Source organism: Chryseolinea sp. T2, from assembly GCF_037203685.1.
In the GTDB taxonomy this organism is placed as follows: domain Bacteria; phylum Bacteroidota; class Bacteroidia; order Cytophagales; family Cyclobacteriaceae; genus Chryseolinea.
The window spans coordinates 65505-84893 of the sequence record NZ_JBBCAU010000001.1; the positions used below are offsets into that span (position 1 = coordinate 65505).

General features: G+C 47.8%; 17 protein-coding genes. 7 read left to right on the plus strand and 10 right to left on the minus strand.

Annotated features, from left to right (window positions below; all coding sequences use genetic code 11):
* Window positions 1–120: 120 nt before the first annotated feature.
* Entirely contained in the window at window positions 121–936 is an 816-nt protein-coding gene (locus WBG78_RS00280; RefSeq protein ID WP_337324355.1) for a DUF6452 family protein, read from the plus strand.
* Window positions 920–1738: a DUF6048 family protein gene (locus WBG78_RS00285; RefSeq protein WP_337324356.1), complete on the plus strand. Its 819-nt coding sequence runs from the start codon at window positions 920–922 to the stop codon at window positions 1736–1738. The genes WBG78_RS00280 and WBG78_RS00285 overlap by 17 nt, the downstream gene beginning before the upstream one ends.
* Here the strand turns inward: WBG78_RS00285 and ftsY are convergent.
* The 6 genes from ftsY to WBG78_RS00315 all read right to left on the minus strand — a co-directional run bounded on the left by ftsY (window position 1721) and on the right by WBG78_RS00315 (window position 6327).
* Window positions 1721–2680: a signal recognition particle-docking protein FtsY gene (gene ftsY / locus WBG78_RS00290; RefSeq protein ID WP_337324357.1), complete on the minus strand. Its 960-nt coding sequence runs from the start codon at window positions 2678–2680 to the stop codon at window positions 1721–1723. The genes WBG78_RS00285 and ftsY overlap by 18 nt on opposite strands.
* An 89-nt stretch (window positions 2681–2769) precedes the next feature.
* Entirely contained in the window at window positions 2770–2925 is a 156-nt protein-coding gene (locus WBG78_RS00295; RefSeq protein ID WP_337324358.1) for a DUF4295 domain-containing protein, read from the minus strand.
* A gap of 3 nt (window positions 2926–2928) precedes the next feature.
* Window positions 2929–3111: a 50S ribosomal protein L33 gene (gene rpmG / locus WBG78_RS00300; protein ID WP_337324359.1), complete on the minus strand. Its 183-nt coding sequence runs from the start codon at window positions 3109–3111 to the stop codon at window positions 2929–2931.
* Between the two features lie 28 nt (window positions 3112–3139).
* Window positions 3140–3379, minus strand: coding sequence for a 50S ribosomal protein L28 (gene rpmB / locus WBG78_RS00305; protein WP_337324360.1), 240 nt, complete (start codon window positions 3377–3379; stop codon window positions 3140–3142).
* 102 nt (window positions 3380–3481) lie between these two features.
* Window positions 3482–4126: an HAD family hydrolase gene (locus WBG78_RS00310; RefSeq protein ID WP_337324361.1), complete on the minus strand. Its 645-nt coding sequence runs from the start codon at window positions 4124–4126 to the stop codon at window positions 3482–3484.
* Window positions 4127–4149: 23 nt separating this feature from the next.
* Window positions 4150–6327 carry a T9SS type A sorting domain-containing protein gene (locus tag WBG78_RS00315; protein ID WP_337324362.1) on the minus strand — a complete coding sequence of 726 codons (2178 nt, stop codon included), beginning with the start codon at window positions 6325–6327 and terminating at the stop codon, window positions 4150–4152.
* 138 nt (window positions 6328–6465) lie between these two features.
* On the opposite strand from WBG78_RS00315, the gene WBG78_RS00320 reads away from it, so the two are divergent.
* Both WBG78_RS00320 and WBG78_RS00325 read left to right on the plus strand, forming a co-directional pair.
* Window positions 6466–7749 (plus strand): UDP-N-acetylmuramoyl-tripeptide--D-alanyl-D-alanine ligase, encoded by a 1284-nt coding sequence (locus WBG78_RS00320; RefSeq protein WP_337324363.1) that lies wholly within the window; start codon window positions 6466–6468, stop codon window positions 7747–7749.
* Window positions 7750–7804: 55 nt separating this feature from the next.
* Complete coding sequence (locus WBG78_RS00325; protein ID WP_337324364.1) at window positions 7805–8467, plus strand: DUF2461 domain-containing protein; 663 nt, start codon at window positions 7805–7807, stop codon at window positions 8465–8467.
* Window positions 8468–8477: 10 nt separating this feature from the next.
* On the opposite strand, the gene WBG78_RS00330 is transcribed toward WBG78_RS00325, so the two are convergent.
* Window positions 8478–10853 carry an ABC transporter permease gene (locus WBG78_RS00330; protein WP_337324365.1) on the minus strand — a complete coding sequence of 792 codons (2376 nt, stop codon included), beginning with the start codon at window positions 10851–10853 and terminating at the stop codon, window positions 8478–8480.
* A 270-nt stretch (window positions 10854–11123) separates the two neighbouring features.
* Between WBG78_RS00330 and WBG78_RS00335 the strand changes: the two genes are divergently transcribed.
* Both WBG78_RS00335 and WBG78_RS00340 read left to right on the plus strand, forming a co-directional pair.
* Window positions 11124–11540: a DUF2541 family protein gene (locus WBG78_RS00335; RefSeq protein WP_337324366.1), complete on the plus strand. Its 417-nt coding sequence runs from the start codon at window positions 11124–11126 to the stop codon at window positions 11538–11540.
* Window positions 11541–11896: 356 nt separating this feature from the next.
* Window positions 11897–12928, plus strand: coding sequence for an LLM class flavin-dependent oxidoreductase (locus tag WBG78_RS00340; protein ID WP_337324367.1), 1032 nt, complete (start codon window positions 11897–11899; stop codon window positions 12926–12928).
* Window positions 12929–12934: 6 nt separating this feature from the next.
* On the opposite strand, the gene WBG78_RS00345 is transcribed toward WBG78_RS00340, so the two are convergent.
* Complete coding sequence (locus tag WBG78_RS00345) at window positions 12935–14035, minus strand: agmatine deiminase family protein (RefSeq protein ID WP_337324368.1); 1101 nt, start codon at window positions 14033–14035, stop codon at window positions 12935–12937.
* A gap of 320 nt (window positions 14036–14355) precedes the next feature.
* Here WBG78_RS00345 and WBG78_RS00350 point away from each other — a divergent pair, with 320 nt between their 5' ends.
* Entirely contained in the window at window positions 14356–16743 is a 2388-nt protein-coding gene (locus tag WBG78_RS00350) for an ABC transporter permease (protein WP_337324369.1), read from the plus strand.
* Window positions 16744–16808: 65 nt separating this feature from the next.
* Here WBG78_RS00350 and WBG78_RS00355 read toward each other — a convergent pair whose 3' ends face one another.
* On the minus strand, window positions 16809–17687 hold the full coding sequence (locus WBG78_RS00355; RefSeq protein ID WP_337324370.1) for a carbon-nitrogen hydrolase: 879 nt from the start codon (window positions 17685–17687) through the stop codon (window positions 16809–16811).
* 221 nt (window positions 17688–17908) lie between these two features.
* On the minus strand, window positions 17909–19384 hold the full coding sequence (locus WBG78_RS00360) for a glutamate synthase subunit beta (RefSeq protein WP_337324371.1): 1476 nt from the start codon (window positions 19382–19384) through the stop codon (window positions 17909–17911).
* Between the last annotated feature and the right edge of the window lie 5 nt (window positions 19385–19389).

Below are 19389 nucleotides of genomic sequence, written 5' to 3' on the forward strand. Positions count from 1 at the left end.
TTATCAGCAGATTAGGTTTCGCACTTCGGCCGAAAGCAGCGGCAAAAGTACTAAAAATTGGCCGATCCGGAATTTGGCCTTTAGCCTGTTAAACTATCTTTACAGCCGCGTTTGATAACCATGAAGAGATTAAGCTGGTTCGTTTTCTTCTCCATATTTACTTTTTCCTGCCTCGACCAGCCTGATTGCTATCAGCTCAATAATAATGTGATGGTTATCGCTTTTAAGATTATCGGGGGTGGGACTGATGTTTACAATCTGGCAGGAGTATCTACTCCGGGAACTGACACCGTATTTCTGGCCGGTGCAACTGGCAGCAGCAGTGTCAAACTCCCATTAAACCCATATGCAACCGAAATAGGCTACACGTTTGATGGTTACTATGGAGGAATTAACACCGGGGAGCCAAAGCACCTGGATCTGTCGTACAAATCGCTTGTACAATTTGTGTCAGAAGACTGTGGTGAACGTTACGTTTTCAGTGATATCGCACCCACTTCCACAGATTTTGATTCAATAAGAATACTTAATTCCGTTCCGACCCAGCCACCGAGCTCGAATCTTGAAATTTATCGCTGTCCGCGCACGAATATTCTCTACGTCGACTTTGTTGCGGACGTGGCAATTGATTCGATAAAGTTTGGTCCAAATGAGAGGGTGCCAGTAGGTGCCACGTTAAGCGAAATTTGGCTTCCTTTGAATCTGCTAGCCGATTCTTCGACATACATCTTCAACTATACCGATGCTTCATTTCCTGATGATACTTTAAAGGTCACATACCTGAGGACAACTAAAACACTCTCTCCAAAATGCGGCGTGCAGAATTTCATTAGCAAACTCAGATACGACACTCTGAATTCAAGTTTCACAACACCCACGTTAAAGGAAGACAGCATTTACGACCTACCTAAAATCAATTTTGAGCTCACGCGCTAACATATCGCTATTGTTTGGATTGGTTCTGGCGGCCGCGAGCGTTGTTCAGGCACAGGATCCAAAGAAAACCCAGGACTCTAAGACTACGCCTGCATCGAAGAATCCTCCGTCAACGTCTGCCCAGCCGTCAAAGAACACCCCTGCATCAAAAAATGGAAAGGACACAAAGAGCACCGAGCCCGACACAACGATAATAAAGCCAAGCTATCTTCCTACCGGGGTACGGGTTGGCACAGATCTCATCTCCTTGATTCGTCCTTCGTTTGATGACACGTTCAAAGGTTGGGAGATTAATGCCGATGTTGACTTCTATCGATACTTCCTCGCGCTCGACTACGGACATTGGGAACGCGAATGGGAAAGTGAAGGGCAGGCCAAGTATTCCAATAGCGGCGACTATTGGCGCGTTGGGGCAGACGTCAATTTCCTTAAAAAGGATCCTGACAGAAACATGTTCTTTCTAGGCTTGCGTTATGCCCGTTCTAAATTTTCCGAACAGATGCTTGTGACCTCAACCGACCCTGTGTTTGGAACAGATTCGGACTTGTTGCGCAACGACAACGTACCCGCTAGCTGGGTCGAGGTAACTACAGGGCTACGCGTGAAGATCTGGAAGATCTTTTGGCTGGGCTACACTGCTCGCCTGAAATTCGGATTGAATATGGCTGATACACCTGAGATGAAGCCAAGCGATGTGCCTGGTTACGGGAGGGCCGACAAGGATTCTTACTGGGGATTCAATTACCAGCTCTTTATCAGAATACCAACGAGGAAGACTCCTCCGTTACCCACCTTTAAATAGTGAGTCGACAAATTCGGATTTGTTGAAGGTTTGAAGATCATCGACCTTTTCGCCAACGCCGATGTACTTAACCGGTATCTTGAATTCGTCTGAGATGCCAATTACCACACCGCCTTTTGCAGTGCCGTCGAGCTTGGTGATTGCCAGGGCGCTAACATCGGTTGCCTTCGTAAACTCGCGCGCCTGCACCATCGCGTTCTGACCCGTGCTGCCGTCGAGAACAAGCAGCACTTCATGAGGTGCATCGGGAATCACTTTCTGCATGACGCGTTTTATCTTCGTCAGTTCCGCCATCAGGTTCACTTTTGTGTGTAAGCGACCTGCAGTGTCGATGATGATGATATCAACCCCCTTTTCGAGGCCCTCTTTCACGGCATCAAATGCGACCGCTGATGGATCTGTATTCATACCGTGAGCGACTACCGGAATGCCTACACGCTGTCCCCACAATTTTAGTTGATCCACGGCCGCAGCGCGGAAAGTATCCGCTGCTCCCAGAAGTACTGATTTCCCGTTCTTCTTAAACTGAGCGGAAAGTTTTCCGATCGTGGTCGTCTTTCCGACACCGTTCACACCCACCACCATGATCACAAAGGGTTTCTTGCCGGCGGGGATGTCAAAGTTCTTCACATCGCTGGCGTTGTTTTCGGAAAGCAACGAAGCGACTTCTTCTCTAAGGATTCTATTGAGTTCTGAGGTTCCCAGATATTTATCGCGGGCGACGCGCTCCTGGATGCGCTCAATAATTTTTAGGGTTGTCTCTACGCCTACGTCTGAACTCACCAGGATCTCTTCGAGGTTGTCGAGAACCTCGTCGTCAACGGTCGACTTGCCGGCAATTGCCTTACCCAGCTTTCCGAAGAAGCTTTCCTTTGTCTTTTGGAGTCCTTTGTCGAGTGACTCCTTTTTTTCAGACGAAAACAGATTTCCAAAAAAAGACATGGTCGTTGGCGTTGACGTTGAACGGGCGTAGACTTAAACAAAAAAAGTCCCGGAGACGGGACTTTTCAACTGCTTGCGCAAATTTCTTATTACTTTTTGGCCAAAACCTCTTTCACGAGGTCAGAGGATACGATTTCCTCCTTGAAGGTGTAAGCACCGGTCTTTTCTGACTTTACCGCGCGGATCACCTTTGCATAGCTTTTTCCGTCGGTCTTCTTAAGGGACGCAACTACTTTCTTTGCCATATCTTATTTGATTTCCTTGTGAACAGTCATTTTCTTCAAAACCGGGTTGTACTTCTTAAGCTCGAGGCGCTCAGTAGTATTCTTACGGTTTTTTGTGGTGATGTAACGGCTCATGCCCGGCATGCCCGTGGTCTTGTGCTCAGTGCACTCCAAAATCACCTGGATCCTATTACCTTTCTTTGCCATGATACCTTAATTTCTTGATTGTACCAGATTATAACACCAGGTGGCCTTGAGCCTTCGCATCTTTCAACACCGCCGTGATACCATACTTTGAAATGGTCTTGATCGCTTTAGTGCTGACCTTCAAAGTAATCCACTTTCCTTCTTCAGGAACATAAAAACGCTTCTTCTGGAGATTAGGGAGGAACCTTCTCTTAGTCTTGTTGTTAGCGTGCGAAACATTGTTTCCCACCTGAGGCCGCTTTCCCGTTATTTGACAAACTCGTGCCATGTCCGCTATTGATTTAAATTACCCCTTTTGAAAAGGGACTGCAAATATCGCTAAAACAAGGTCAATATTCCAATGCTAATTTGAATAATTGCCTCACATTCATCAAAAAAGGCGTTCCAGGATCGATTTCGGCTCTATATTAAAGTTATCAATATTGAAGTCCGTTTCAGAAAGCTCCTCATTTGTGTGCGTGGTGGTCAATCCGACCACCTTGCAACCCGCTGCTTTGCCTGCTTTCACCCCGGATAATGAATCTTCGAAAACAACGCAATTCCTGGGGTCCAGACCCAACGCCTCCGCCGACTTCAGGTAGATTTCGGGATTCGGTTTGCCAATAGTGACAAAAGAATCGTCGAGAATGGTCTTAAAATAGGGTCCGATGCCAGTATGCTCAATAGTGAAATCGACATTTGCCCTGGGGGCAGATGTCGCAATGGCGCGGGGAATTCCCAAAGTGTCCATTTTCTTTAAAAACGCGAGCAGCCCTTCGAGAGGTTTGATATCGGTGTAGATCTTTCTGAACAGGGCCTCCTTTTCGTAGGCGTACCGCTTAACGGTTTCATCCGGTAGATTTCCAAAGAGGTTCAGAAGCCAGTCGCGGTTCGTGCGACCGTAAATCTTTTCCCTCAATTGTTGTTCGGTTAGTTCAAAGCCGTGCTCCCTGCAAAATTGGCGAAGCGCTATCGTGTGCGTTGGATTGCTGTCTATCAGCACGCCATCCATGTCAAAAATGAATCCGTAAGCCATCGCCAATGATATAGAATTTGAAATCAATAAACCACAACACGACGTGTCATCGTCTTGTTCTCAATAGTGAAACGGAGGATATATACGCCCGCAGCCAACGACGACACGCTAAAAGCATACTCTTCATTGCCCAATACATAAACAGGCTCCGTCATCACCTGGCCTAGCGCAGTGAACGCCTGAACAAATCCTGGCCGGTCTATTCTTATAGTAAGCTCCTTATCGGTAAAGCTCCGTCTTTGCACCGGGTTAGGATACACGCTTATGGTGGGTTCAGTGGGAAGCTCCTCACCATTATCATTCTTCAGAACTGACAGTCCTCCGAGAACATTGCCAACAACAATGGCCGGCCGCGTGCTGCTGAAAATGTTTATGGCCGTGGGCCACAGTCGCCCGCCCAGATTGTGACGTTCGTAGGTCTTTGTGATCGTGTTGTAAACTAATTCACTAACAGCGGGCGCTCCATCGCCTGCTCCTCTGACATTCGAAACAATTGACAACGTTCCATTCTGATCTCCTATCATCAGATCAACCTTTTCGTCTCCGTCGAGATCGCTCATGAAGCAGGCCAGATTCTGACGAAGCACGCTTGCGCCCAGGCCGAGGAAACTGCTGTCAAAGAGCTCAAATCCGAGGCTTCCGTCGGCCCTGTTTCGCCAGTACTCCAAGGCGCCGCTGGTACGTCCGATGAGAAGGTCGGCAAGACCATTTCGATCAACATCTCCTACATACACGTTCTCGTTCACTCCTACCACCACATCGGATTGCTGGACCTGGCCCGAAACATTAATCACGCCGCTGCCGCTGTTGGGGACGAAGTAAAGCCGCGTGATTCCGGTTTGCAGATGTGTGGCCGTGAAGACGAGATCCTGCCGTCCGTCATTCGTAATGTCAGCAAACTGAATCTTGAGATTGTAAAAAGGAAGTTGAGAGAAACCCCACATATCATCATTGACGAGCTTGAATGCCGGAGCGTCGGCCGTTCCGGTATTTTCATACATTGCCACTTTGGAGGGAATCTCACTTGATGTATACTGACTGACAAACATGTCGAAGTCGCCATCGCCATCGTAATCAATGAATGCCGGCACTGCATTGTCGCCAACATCAATCATCAACGACTGCAGATAGTCTGACTGCTGGAAAACGAAGTTAGGTGCAGTATCGGTACCGTTGTTTTTGTAAAACCAGTTTGAATGTGCAAGATCCGTTTGCAGCAATGTCTTTGTGAAGATGTTCGGCATGGCAAGCAGATCTTTTACACCATCGAAGTCGAGATCTTCATAAAACGTTGCGGGGAACAACGGAAAGCTTGCCGGTGATACATTGGGAAAGGGAGAAGTCGTTGTGATCGCAGGATTTTGAAGCGTGCCTGAATTCGGAAGCAGATAAAGGTTATTGCAGGTGGCTTCTGAAAAGAGCAGATCGATGTTGGAGTCGCCGTTCGCATCGATTGCCGTCAGGCTTTTTCCTCCGGCATGCTCTGTGCGTCCTCCGGGAGGAACGTTGCAGGGATTTCCATTGAAGGCAAATACGCCACAACCACATTCTGTAATGCCACCCCACGTTTGAGTCTGACGCTCGTAGTCGAGTGAATCACAGGTGCCATATCTCTCCATGCCAAAATTACGATGGTATTCAATGGTGCCATTACCAACAAATCGCACGTTGAAAAGATCAAGGTCACCATCGCCGTCAGCATCGACGAAGGAAGGAAGGTCATCGAACTGCAACTGCATATTTACCTTTCCGCTAAAGCCTTTGGTTAACAGTACGGTGCTTCCAGTGCTTCCAGGTCCGGCGTAGAAAATGTATTGCTTCCAGGCGGGCCTGTCGCCAGTGGTGACATTAATATATACTTTGATGCCGAGGTTGTCGCCGGTGAAAATATCTTTCCGTCCGTCGCAATTTGCATCGCGAAGCAGTAGCCAGTTCGTGACCTCCGAAGGAAATGCACTTTCGTACTGCGGCGCAGGCACATAGCGGTTGTCGCGATTGAGAAACGTTATGATTTTGTCGGCCATGCGATCAAATAACACGAGGTCATCTTTGCCATCGCGGTCGAGGTCCATCTTGTTATAATGAGAAGCATTAAGGCCACCGGCCCAGGGCATGGTGAGGGGATTTCCGTCTTTGTCGCTCACGGGAATGTTCTCTTCATATACATACGTGAATTGCGCACGTACGTATAGTGGAAGCATGAAGATGATGATCAGCAGAACCCGCACCGGCAAAATTATTCTCCTCGCTATAACGTTGGCCGCAAGCGAGCTGTTATCTTGCCTGCAAGATACTTTTCCGGACGCACAATAACTATACGTCCACAGGAGAGAGAGGATATGGAAACCGAAAAGTTGTATAGTCATTTCTTACGGTCGTCCGGCATTTCAACGGACACCAGGAAGATCACACCCGGCTCAATGTTCTTTGCATTAAAGGGTGATAAGTTCAATGCAAATGAATTCGCGCAACAGGCACTGGAAAAAGGTGCCTCGTGCGTTGTTGTCGACGAGGCAAAGTTTGCATCAGACGAAAGGTGCCTGCTCGTTGACGACACGCTTCTCGCACTGCAGAATCTTGCGCGTCATCATCGCGGGCAACTGTCAATACCAGTGCTTGGGCTAACGGGCTCCAACGGGAAGACTACCAGCAAGGAGCTTGTCAATGCCGTATTGAGCACTCGCTATAAGACGTATGCCACGAAAGGCAACCTGAACAATCACATTGGTGTGCCATTGACGATCCTGGCAATCGACAATTCTGTCGAGGTGGCTGTTGTTGAAATGGGCGCCAATCACCTTGGTGAAATCGCTTTGCTTTGTTCCATAGCCAATCCAACGCACGGCTTCATTACGAACATAGGGAAGGCGCACATTGGCACTTTTGGAGGCTTCGAGAACATCATACGGGCGAAGTCCGAGCTGTATCAACATTTGATAACAACAAACGGAAAGGTATTCATCAACTCGCAGAATGAGATACTTGCCAACATGGCAAAGAGATTCAGAGAGCCGGTATTCTACCCCGCTGCGGGTGATAACTATCACTGTACGCTGATCGGTGCTGACCCATTCATTAAGGTTCGTGCCGAAAATGGCGAAGAGGTTCAGACGAACCTGGTGGGCACTTATAACTTTGAGAACATAGCCGCCGCGTTGTGCATTGGAAAGTATTTTGAAGTTGATGCAGCCAAAGCGAATGAAGCAGTACGCAGATACGAGCCAGGCAACATGCGGTCGCAGTTGGTTAAGAAGGGAGACAATACCATCATACTCGATGCCTATAATGCAAATCCTTCTTCGATGAAAGCAGCGATCGAGAATATGGCAGCAATGAATGTACCGGTAAAGGCTTTGATACTTGGCGACATGTTTGAGCTGGAAGACGAAGCTGAACAGGAGCACCGAAATATTGGAAAGTTGCTCAAAGCGAATCGTTTCGATCGGGTGATCCTATGCGGCAAGCTGATGCGTTCGGCTAAAGAGGAATATCCGGATGCATTATTGTTTGAAACAAAGGACAGCTTAATACAAGAATTGAAGAGTCATCCAATAAAGGGCGCGGCTGTACTGGTGAAAGCCTCACGAGGGATTGGTTTGGAAACCGTTGTTGATTTTATCTGAGCCCTTTAATAATTCTACTTCAATTCTCAATTTTCGTTTAGAATCTGATATAAGGATGAACGCTGAAAACATTTTAAAATTTCTCAAGTCATTAGCACGTAACAACAACCGCGATTGGTTTGAGAAGAACAAGGACAACTATCTTATATTAAAGGAGGGATTCGAAACGTTCGTTGGTGAAGTACTCGCCGAAATGATTGCTTTCGATTCGTCACTTTCAGGCCTCGATCCCAAGCGGCTCACCTACCGGATCTATCGCGACGTGAGGTTCAGCAAAGACAAGACGCCATACAAGACAAACATGAGTGCCGCCATCTCTTCCGGAGGAAAAACCATGGGCACTCCAGGATATTACTTTCAGCTGGAGCCAAACGGCAAGAGCTTTGTTGCTGCGGGCCTTTATGTGCCTCAGGCCGAAACTCTGGCAAAGGTCCGCCAGGAGATAGATTATAATGGAGATCGCCTTCAAAAAATATTGAAGGATACGAAATTTAAGAAGTACTACGCCGGCCTTTGGGATGGAGATTCATTGAAGTCAGTCCCGAAGGGTTATGCCAAAGACCATCCGCAGATAGAATTGCTGAAGTTGAAAAGTTTCCTCGTAGAACACCCCTTCAGCGACGAGGAAGTAACGGGCAAAACGTACAAGAAGAAATTAATCGAAGCCATGCGCGCAGCCCAGCCGTTGGTAGATTTTCTGAAGGAGGGGTTGGATTAAGGAATACACATCACTCATACTTTAACGCCTTCACCGGATTCGACAGTGACGCTTTAACAGAGTGATAGCTCACTGTTGCCAGTGCAACGCCAAATGCTGCGACAATAGCGCCTGCAAATAATACTACGCTCATGTCGGCACGGTAAGCAAATCCTTCGCGCCATTGCGACATCAGGTATAGCGCCAGTGGAGTGGCGATCAACACAGCCATCGCCACAAGAATGGCAAATCGCCGGTTCAGCATCAAGACGATATTTGCAGAAGACGCACCCATTACCTTTCGTATTCCAATTTCTTTATTGCGCTGCTCAGTTGTATACGCAGACAACCCGTACAATCCCAAACAGGAAACGAAAATGGCCAACACCGTAAAGAAACCTACTGCACGACCGAAGAGCTTTTCCTTTTCGAGGATGTTACCAAAGTTTTCATCTACGAAGTGATAATTGAACGGCTCATCCGGTACCAGTTCTTTCCACTTATTGTTTATCTGCCCGAGCACGCTGGAAGCAGTTGCATTGCTAACTCTCACACTGAGTTGTGGATAATTGTTTCTGCCCATCGCGAATACCGAAGGAGCTATCGTCTCGCGAAGTGACTGCCAGTGATAGTCCTTCACCACGCCTATTACAGTTCCACCATATTTCAACTTTGCCCCCACCGGCTCTTTCAGACCCAGAAACTTCACGGCAGCCTCATTAAGAATAATCGCGGAGGTATCTGAAACCAGATCGCGATTAAAGTTCCGGCCGGCGATCAATTGATATTGCATGAGTGGGATCATCTCAGCATCCATCGGATAGGTGTTGAGGGTTACCCCTTCGGTCATAGTCTCTGTTTGATAGTTATAGACCGTTTTAACAGATTCATTTCCCGGCTCTCCTGAATGTCTGCCAACGCCACTAACGCCCTGCAATCCGGAAACAAAAGTTCTGAACACTTCAACCTGTGTACCCAGTTCACCGAGATCGTCGATGGTGAAAATGTTTTCGCCGTGGAATCCCAGGTCGCGGTTCTTCATGTAGTTCATCTGTTGAAAAATAACGGTCGTGCACATCATCAAACACAACGAAATGACGAACTGAGAAACAACCAGAATGTTCCTGAAGCCACTTCCACCGCTGGGATTAGTGTGACCTTTGAGAACACGGGCTGGTTGAAACGAGGTGAGATAGAATGCAGGATAGATACCCGAGCAGAGGCCAATGAGTACGGCGAAAGAGAATAGTATTGCCAGGTTCCAAGGTGTCCATAAAGAATCAACGAGGGGGCTGCCTGCCATCAATTGAAAGATCAACAGGAACGCTTCCCCAAAGAATAATGCAAATACCATCGCGATAGCGGCAACGATCATGGACTCAGAGAGAAACTGGCTCATCAGGCTGAAACGCGACGAACCCACCGCTTTCCTGATTCCGACTTCCCGTGCGCGACGTGAAGCACGTGCCGTCGTAAGATTTATGAAATTGACGGCCGCCAGTAACAACACAAATAATGATATCGCACCAAAGGCATATAGATTATCCTCATCTCCACCGGCAGATATCTCATATCGTAGTTTCGATTTGAGGTGAACGTCCTTCAAGGCATAGACAGGAAACTGTACCGCGTTAGGATGCTTTTTATATTCATCGAAAGAAAGTCCTTCGGGAACACCCATGTGCCCGGGGAAAATTTCCTTTTCCAGGATCCTGTCGAGTGCGAGTTCAAGATCGTTTTGAGTTTGTCCATCCTTCAGCAGTACATAATTGTACATGCCCGCAGACGTATAATTGGTTTCGTGGGTGAGTATGCCGTGTATCGAAAGCCAGATTTTTGAGTTCAGCTGCGACTTATGGTTATCGTCCTTCACGACTCCCGTTACTGCGAAGGGCTTTTTTTCTTTTCCAATGGAAATTGAGCGGCCGAGGGCATCTGCTGTGCCAAAGAACTTTTGAGCAACGCTCTCTGTAATAACAATACTGTTATCATTTTTCAAGGCTGTTGAAGGGCTACCCTCAACAAAATCCCTGGGGAAAAGTTTGAAGAATGAGGCGTCGGTGTAGTAAGCCAGCTCGCGGAATTCACGGTATTCCGTTGTGATGATCAGCGATCCATCTCTTCTGATTCGGGTGAAGGCCTCGACTCCCTCAAATTGTGCAGGGAGGGATTCGCCCAGCACCTCAGGGCCGATACCGAATCCTCCCATTCCAAAGAAGGCGATCCCTACTTTATAGATTCTATCGGCTTTCGGATTATGGCGGTCATAGCTCCATTCGCCCATCACGTACATGAAGATTACAGCACTGCAGGCCAACCCTATGGCTAATCCCAGGATGTTTATTGCTGAATAACTGAATTGCCTGGTGATGTTTCGAAGCGCGACGACGAGATAGTTCCGGATCATGGCTCAAGGGTTTTTTCAAAGATGAAGAACACGATACTATAGTTCTAAGATGCGAAAAATTTCGAGGTCCTGGCCTATGAACCGGCTTCCGCTAATTCAAAGAATGCTGTGATATACAACGTTTGTGGAGGTTGAGACCAATTTTGCGATAGTTGTAGAATTCCATCCTCTGGCTAAACATCCGAACATCGTTTTTTGCATTCAAAAAGCCTCCCGCTAGCTATGGCATACTTTTTTGAATGGGAGTGGTGGATAAACTCAACATAAAATATGAAAAAGGTAATGATAGTATTTGCTGTGCTCTTCGCAGCAATTGTAAACTTTGCTCAGGCGCAAAAGCCAAGCGTGATGCTGAGCGACAAGCCGGGTTGGCATAAGATCGGTGAAGTAAAAGCTGACTTCAAAATGGAGGACCAGACTATTGCTGTCCTCGGTAACGACCGGTTCAAATCTATTCTTCTAAAGGTGACTGATTCACCAATCAATATCGAAGATGTCACTGTAATTTTCGAGAATGGCGAAACGCAGGATATTCACGTGAAGAGTGAATTGAAAGCAGGATCAGAAACTCGTCAGATCGATCTTAAGGGCGGATCGCCGGAGATCAAACAAGTTAAGTTTACTTATAAGACTTTGCCGAACGCTGAAAACGATAAGGCACACGTGGAATTGTATGGTTTGAAATAACCCCGCTGGCGAAGTCCCGTAAGACATCGATCCTTTGGACTTTCAATCGTGCACTAGGGAGGCCGTTGTATTGACAATGGCCTCCCTTCTTTTTATGACCAGTCCCTTCTTTATCTGAGTTATCAACATATGTGCATTGATTGTTGATTACTATTATATCCGTTGTCGTATAACGATTTCATAGGCTTGAGAGCTAATATTGAATTTTTAAAAATTGCCGGCGACGAACTGCCGCAATGATAAACTGTAGAAGCTGTTCTGATTTATGTCTGGAATTTGTCTCAATCGGGGGATTCTTCCTGGAACCTTGTTGTCTCAAGCCATGTTATGAAAGGCGAATTCATCTTGTCCTGATTATGCCTGATAGCAACGTAAATATCCCATATTCAATACTGGACCTGGCCACGATAACTCAAGGACGTAGTATCGCCGATGCCTTTCATCATAGTCTTGCCGCTGCGCAGGCTGCCGAGCAATTGGGTTTCAATCGATACTGGCTTGCCGAACATCACAATAGCGTAGGTGTTGGAAGCGCTGCAACATCGGTGCTGATCGGCTATATAGCACAGGGGACAAATACCATCCGCGTCGGGTCGGGTGGAATCATGCTACCCAATCATTCTCCGTATATCATAGCAGAACAATTTGGAACGCTCGCCACGCTCTATCCCAACCGTATTGATCTTGGCCTGGGTCGCGCACCGGGTACTGATCAGCTGACTGCCCGGGCAATAGGTCGTCAGCAGGCGCGCGTCGAAGAGTTTCCCGATGATATTCGCAAGCTCCAAATGTATTTCTCAAAAGATAATGCGAACAGTGCAGTGAGAGCCATCCCTGGCGAAGGGCTTGATATTCCGATCTGGGTACTGGGCTCAAGCCCCGACAGCGCACGTCTAGCCGGTGAGTTAGGCCTTCCATACGCATTCGCGAGTCACTTCGCTCCGACGCATTTGTTTACAGCGATAGATCTTTACCGGAGAACGTTCAAGCCTTCTGCAGTACTTAAGAAACCATATATGATGGCAGCCGCGAATGTTGTGGTCGCCGACACTGATGAGGAGGCGAACTACCTCTTCACATCCGTTCTACAAATGTTCATGGGAGTGATCACCGGCAGGCGTCAACCCATGCCTCCTCCCGTGGAAGACATCAACACTGTTTGGGACGAGATGACCAGGCAAGCAGTGCTGAGCATGCTGGCGTGCTCATTCGCCGGCAGCCAGGAGCGCGTCAAACTTCACATCGATTCTTTTATAAAGCAGACGGGCATACAGGAGCTGATGATCACAACCAACGTCTATGATCAGGATGCAAGATTAAAGTCGCTGAAACTCTTTTCCGGGTTAATGCAAATGCACTCGGATCCCGTAGGTATTCAGATCCCGTAGGAGGATCTAAATCTCCGGTTCCTGCTGGCTCAAACAATGGAAAGAGCCCAATCCCCAGATTACGTCAACGGAATCAATACCGATCACCTTTCTGTCTTTGAAGCATTCTTCCAGCAGCTTGAGCGCGAGAGGATCATTCTTCTTGTCACGGAATGTGGGTACCACAACATAATTGTTGGCGATGTAGAAGTTGGCATATGAGGCAGGTAAGCGCATGCCCTCATAAGAGATAGGTTCAGGCATTGGCAGCTCGACAATATTCATTGGCTTGCCATTGAGCAGGCGCATGCGTTTTAATTCGCGCAGGTTGTCGCGCAGCGGAACATAGTTCGCATCCTGGCGATTGCTTTCAACCACAGTTACTACGGTATCTTCGTTCACAAACCTCACGAGGTCGTCGATATGTCCGTCAGTGTCATCGCCCACAATGCCGTCGCCCAACCAAAGAACCTGATCCACGCCATAAAACTGAATGAGATACGATTCAATCTGTTTCTGGTTTAAATGAGGGTTCCGGTTTGTATTAAGCAGGCATGATGTAGTGGTCAGTACAGTACCCTTACCGTTGAAGTCGACGGAGCCACCCTCCATAACTATCTGCGGATAGAATACAGGGAGGTTCAGCTTTTCGGCAATCAGCGTCGGAATGTTATCGTCAAGATCGAATGGCGGATATTTATTACCCCACGCATTATAGCCCCAATCCACGATGATCTTTTTCTGATCTGCATTTGGATTTAAAAGAAATGCGGGCCCATGGTCACGGCACCAGGCGTCGTTGGTGGGGTGAAAGAAGAACGTTACATTCTTCATATCGGCGCCTGCCTTTTCAATGTGTCGCGACGCCTTTTCCTTCATCTTCTCATCAACAACGTTGATGTTCACCATCTCACCTTCGGCAACGGCTTTGATGAACTGGGCATAGATCGGATAAATAGTTTCGATCTTTCCAGGCCACGATTCGTGCTTGTGCGGCCAGCTCAGCCAGGTTGATTTGTGTTTTGCAAATTCAGCCGGGAATGTGTAGCCTAGTTCTTTCGGCGTTTGTGTGTCACCAATTCCCCGAGTATGGAATTGTATCTGTTGTTGCTTAGTGTCCTGATTCATTAGTTGGAAGGCGTTTGGCCCTTGGGCAAAAGTGAGCGTACCTCAAAAATTCCATTGCAAAGCTAATCAAAAATAAGTGTCAGGTTGTGACATTGCCATCGTTGTCGAAGAGATAGTAATCATAAAACATGAAGATGTATGTCATTAAATTTTTGTCATGTCGAGGGCTAATCCGAGATGGCATGTCGTAAATTAGTCCTTAGTCCTGAGTCCTTAGTCCTGAGTATGATTTCAGCTGACGGCAGAACTCAGGACTAAATACTCAGGACTAAATACTCAAGACTAAGGACTAGTCGGATTGCACCCAAAAACAAGGTCCCATGATCAGGAACTATCTTCTCATCACTTTCCGGAGCCTCTTCAAGAACAAGCTTTACATCTTTATAAATGTACTGGGCATGGGCATCGCCATTGCCTGCTGCATTATTGCGTACTTCAATTATGATCACAATGCGAGTTTCGACGAGAATCACGCGAATGCCAGCACAATTTATCGGGTCGGGGCCGTTCGTGAGTTTCAGAACGAGCTTACTGAACACGGTTATGCGCCCATAGGCCTTGGAAACGCCATTCGCCAGAACGTAAAAGAAGTTGACGAGGTCGTGCGTTACTCACCGGCCGAAGGCAGCAACTTCCGTATTGGCGACGAACTTTTGCATGCCGACGTCAATTTTGTTGATCCTTCATTTTTTAAACTATTCACCTTTGAGTTTACGGGAGGTGCCGGCGACATCAGCGACCGAAGCAATATCTGCATCAGCAGCGAGCTCGCCACAAAGTTCTTTGGAAGCGACAATGCCGTTGGCAAACACCTCGTTCAAATGCTCGACAGCGGAAAGACGAGGGATTATATTGTTGCCGGCGTGTTCAAAAAGCAACCCAGCAATTCAAGTTTCTACGGTGAAGCCTATGCACATTACGACCTCAGCTTTGATGGTGAGAGCGATCCAAGGTTCAACGAGAATGGATGGTACTATCGCACGACGCTGTTTGTGCAGATCAATGACCCATCGAAAGTATCTCTGGTTCAGGAACGGCTTAAGGGATATGTTGAAAACAATAATCGGATAAGGGAAGACTTTATCATCAAATACTTTCTCGTCGAGCCTTTTGTTGGTATGGGCGTGAGGGACAGTTACAGTGACAAGCAGGGTGTATGGACGCGAAACGGATCTCCACTCGCGGCGGTACTGGGAGTTGTTTCAATGGGAGTATTGGTGTTGTTGATTGCCTGCTTTAATCTTACCAACACGATTGTGGCCATTTCGTCGCGACGACTAAAGGAAATCGGTATACGCAAGGTGATGGGCAGCGCGCGAAGACATCTCATCTTCCAGTTCATCGGCGAAACATTTGTTATCTGCTTCCTGGCACTTATTGTGGGTTTCGTTCTGGCCGAGTTATGGTTGATGCCTGCCTTCAACAAACTGTGGTCAGACTTTGAGCTTCACACCGACTACTGGGGCCGACCCAATTTTGTCATCTTCCTGATCGTGACATTGGTCATTACGAGTCTCCTTGCAGGAAGCTATCCCGCATTCTACATCAGCCGCTTTCAACCGACAACAATTCTGAAAGGCACACTCAAATTCGGAGGGGCAAATCTGTTCATGAGGATGTTGCTATGCATACAGTTTGCCTTGTCGCTCGCGGGAATTGTATGCAGCTTTGCGTTTGTTGACAATGCAGCTTATCAACGCGACTTTGACCTGGGATTTAACAGGGACGGCATCGTATATACCTACGTGAACGGACGATCTGAATTTGAAACTTTCAGGAACTCCCTCGCAGACAATGACGACATCACAGCTATGGCCGGAACGCAGTCACATTTGTTTTCCCAGTGGTTGAGTGATCCCATTAAACATGAAGACAAGGAAATTGAGGTTAGTATTCTCGACGTAGGAGAAGACTACCTTCCAACCGTAGGCATCACTCTTACGCAGGGCAGAAATTTTCAATCCGAATCAGCAAATGACCGGCGCGAGTCAGTGATTATCACTGAAGATCTTGCAAAGCAATTAGAGCTCTCACAACCTCTTGGCGCTGAGATCACGTGGTCCGATACTGTTAAGTACTATGTTGTGGGTGTAGTGAAAGACATTTATAACAAGGCGCTATGGCGCAAGTTCGATCCGATCCTCTTTAGATATGCACCACGCGATAACGTACGTCACATCCTCGTGAAGGCTCCCACCGACAAACTGGTGAATGTGAACAAATACATGGAGTCGAAGTGGAAGGAATTGTTTCCTAACCGCATGTATGAAGGTCAATACATGGACGAGGAGATGGTAGAAGCCGACACCGTTAACAAGAACCTCGTAACGATGTTCGCATTTCTTGGTGCCGTTGCCATGCTACTTTCAGCCACGGGCTTGTTCACGCTGGTGTCGCTAAATATTATTAAGAAGATGAAAGAGATCGGAGTGCGGAAAGTGCTTGGTGCATCTACAGGAAATATCACCGGTGTGGTGAACCGGGAGTTTCTTATTGTGCTGGGCATAGCCACAGCGTTGGGTTCAGTGTTGGGCTGGTATCTGTCAATTGCCCTCATGCAGGGCATCTGGAAGTATTATCAATCCGTCAGTGTGGCGTCTATTATTATTTCAGCGTCGATACTGTTGATGGCGTCTGTTGTGTCCGTTGGCTACAAGGTATATACTACAACAAGACTTAACCCCGCACGCGTGTTGCGCACGGAGTAGGTGAAACCTGGCTATTGTTGATTTTCAACATGGCACATGATGCCGGACGGCATAGGCCTGACAAGTTAGTCCTCGTCTATGTAACGCTTCGTGATCGGCTGATATGAATCGATCCGTCTGTCGCGCATGAAAGGCCAGTGAGTGCGGTAGTTATCCGTCTGCTTAAGATCGATCTCCTGAACATGAACAACTTCATCTTCGTGCGGAGCCAGGTATAGTATTCTGCCAAAGGGGTTGCTAATGAAAGATCCGCCCCAGAATTTCATCGCTCCATTCTGTTCAAAGCCAACGCGATTAACACTCACCACGTGCACGCCGTTTGCAACAGAGTGACTACGTTGAATCGTTTGCCATGCGTTATATTGCTCGCTGTTGGTTGCCTCGTCCTGTGAGGTAGCCCAACCAATAGCTGTAGGATAAAAGAGGACCTCGGCACCCATGAGCGAAGTAATTCTCGCACCTTCAGGATACCACTGATCCCAGCAGATCAGCACGCCGATGGTGGCAAACTTTGTTTTGAACACTTTGTATCCCAGGTCGCCGGGCGTGAAATAGAACTTCTCATAATACGCAGGATCATCGGGGATGTGCATCTTGCGATACTTGCCCAGATACTTTCCATCTGCATCGAGAACGGCTGTAGTGTTATGGTAAAGACCTTCGGCGCGCTTCTCAAACAGCGACGCAATGATTACGACATTCAGCTCTTTTGCCAATGCAGAGAGTGCATCCGTCGACGGGCCCGGAATGGGCTCGGCCAGTTTGAAGTTGTTGTAGTCTTCAACATCACAGAAGTAAAGTGAGGTGAAGAGCTCCTGCAGGCACACGATCTGCGCACCCTTGCTGGCGGCCTCGCGAATTCTCGCTACAGCTTTCTGAAGGTTTTCAGAAGGAACAGCGGTGCAGGACATCTGCACAATACCAACTTTTACTTTTTTGCTCATTTCGGATGATCAGAATTTACTTCCAGTGATCTCCTATCTGACTTAGTGTCTCAGATGCTTGATCACATCACTATTTCCTGCAAAACTAACAAACTTGCAGAATGTTCATTTCTATCGACCATACCAAACACCTGGAGGGCAGATAAGTTCCATAAAAGAAGAAAACCTTCCCGGAGTGTTCCAGGAAGGTTCTCTTCAACCTTAAAACCATATTTTGAAGATTAAGCTTCTTCCGTTGTGAGATGAACGAAAGATTCATCTTTTGCTTCAAGGCCTGAACTTCCCATCAGCCAGGTGTCGACCGCGCGGGCTGTTTCACGTCCCTCGGAAATCGCCCAAACTACGAGCGATTGTCCCCGACGTACGTCGCCAGCGGCAAATACACCTTCAACGGAACTCATATAATTTTCGGTGCGGATGTTTCCGCGTTCATCCAATTCAAGCTTAAGCTCCTCTACGAGTCCGTGCTTCTCTGCTCCCACAAAGCCGATTGCCAGCAATGCGAGTTCACAAGGAACAACGCGCTCAGTTCCCGGGATCTCTTCAAATCCCATCTTGCCCTGGGCATTTACGCCCCACTTGATCTCAACGATCTTGAGGCCTGTAAGACGGCCGGAGTTATCGCCAAGGAACTCTTTTGTAAGTATAGCCCACTGGCGCTCTACACCTTCTTCATGCGACGAAGATGTCATCAGCACCATTGGCCAGAGCGGCCATGGGTTATTATCGTGACGTGACAGCGGAGGCTTGGCGAGCAACTCGATTTGAGTTACCGACTTTGCTCCATGCCTGTTCGATGTGCCTACGCAGTCAGAACCTGTATCACCGCCGCCGATTACGAGGACATTCTTTTCTGTTGCCAGAATTTCGCCTGAGAAGATCCGATCACCGGCAACACGTTTGTTTTGCTGAGGAAGGAATTCCATAGCAAAGTGAATGCCCTTCAGCTGGCGACCAGGAATTGGAAGGTCGCGTGGTGCAGAAGCTCCGCCGCACATTACTACCGCATCGAACTCCTGTTTCAGATGCAGCGCACTGATGTTCACACCGACGTGTGCATTAGTGCGGAACACAATGCCTTCCTGCTCCATCAACCGCACACGACGATCGATAACATGCTTCTCGAGCTTGAAGTCGGGAATGCCATACCGTAGAAGGCCACCGATCCGGTCGCTGCGTTCGAGCACCGTAACCCAATGCCCTGCTTTGTTCAATTGAGCTGCAGCAGCAAGACCGGCGGGTCCTGATCCTACAACGGCAACACGCTTGCCCGTTCTTGTTTTAGGAGGATTTGGCTTGATATAACCTTTCTCGAAAGCCTGTTCAGCAATCGTCTTTTCGATGTACTCTATAGTAATAGGCTGATTGTTGATGCTCAACACACAGCTTGCCTCGCATGGAGCAGGGCAAATCCTGCCCGTGAACTCCGGAAAGTTGTTCGTGCTGCTGAGGATCTTGATCGCTTCTTCCCATTTGCCGTGATACACAGCATCGTTGAAGTCGGGGATGTTATTTCCCAGAGGGCAACCGTTGTGACAGAAGGGAACACCACAGTCCATGCAACGGGAGGCCTGCTGCTTTACCTTCTCTTTGTCAAGCGGGTTATATACTTCTTTATAATCCTTTAATCTTTCTTTTGGATCGCGCGACTTAGGCATCTCGCGATTGAACTTCATAAATCCATCTACTTGTCCCATGCTGC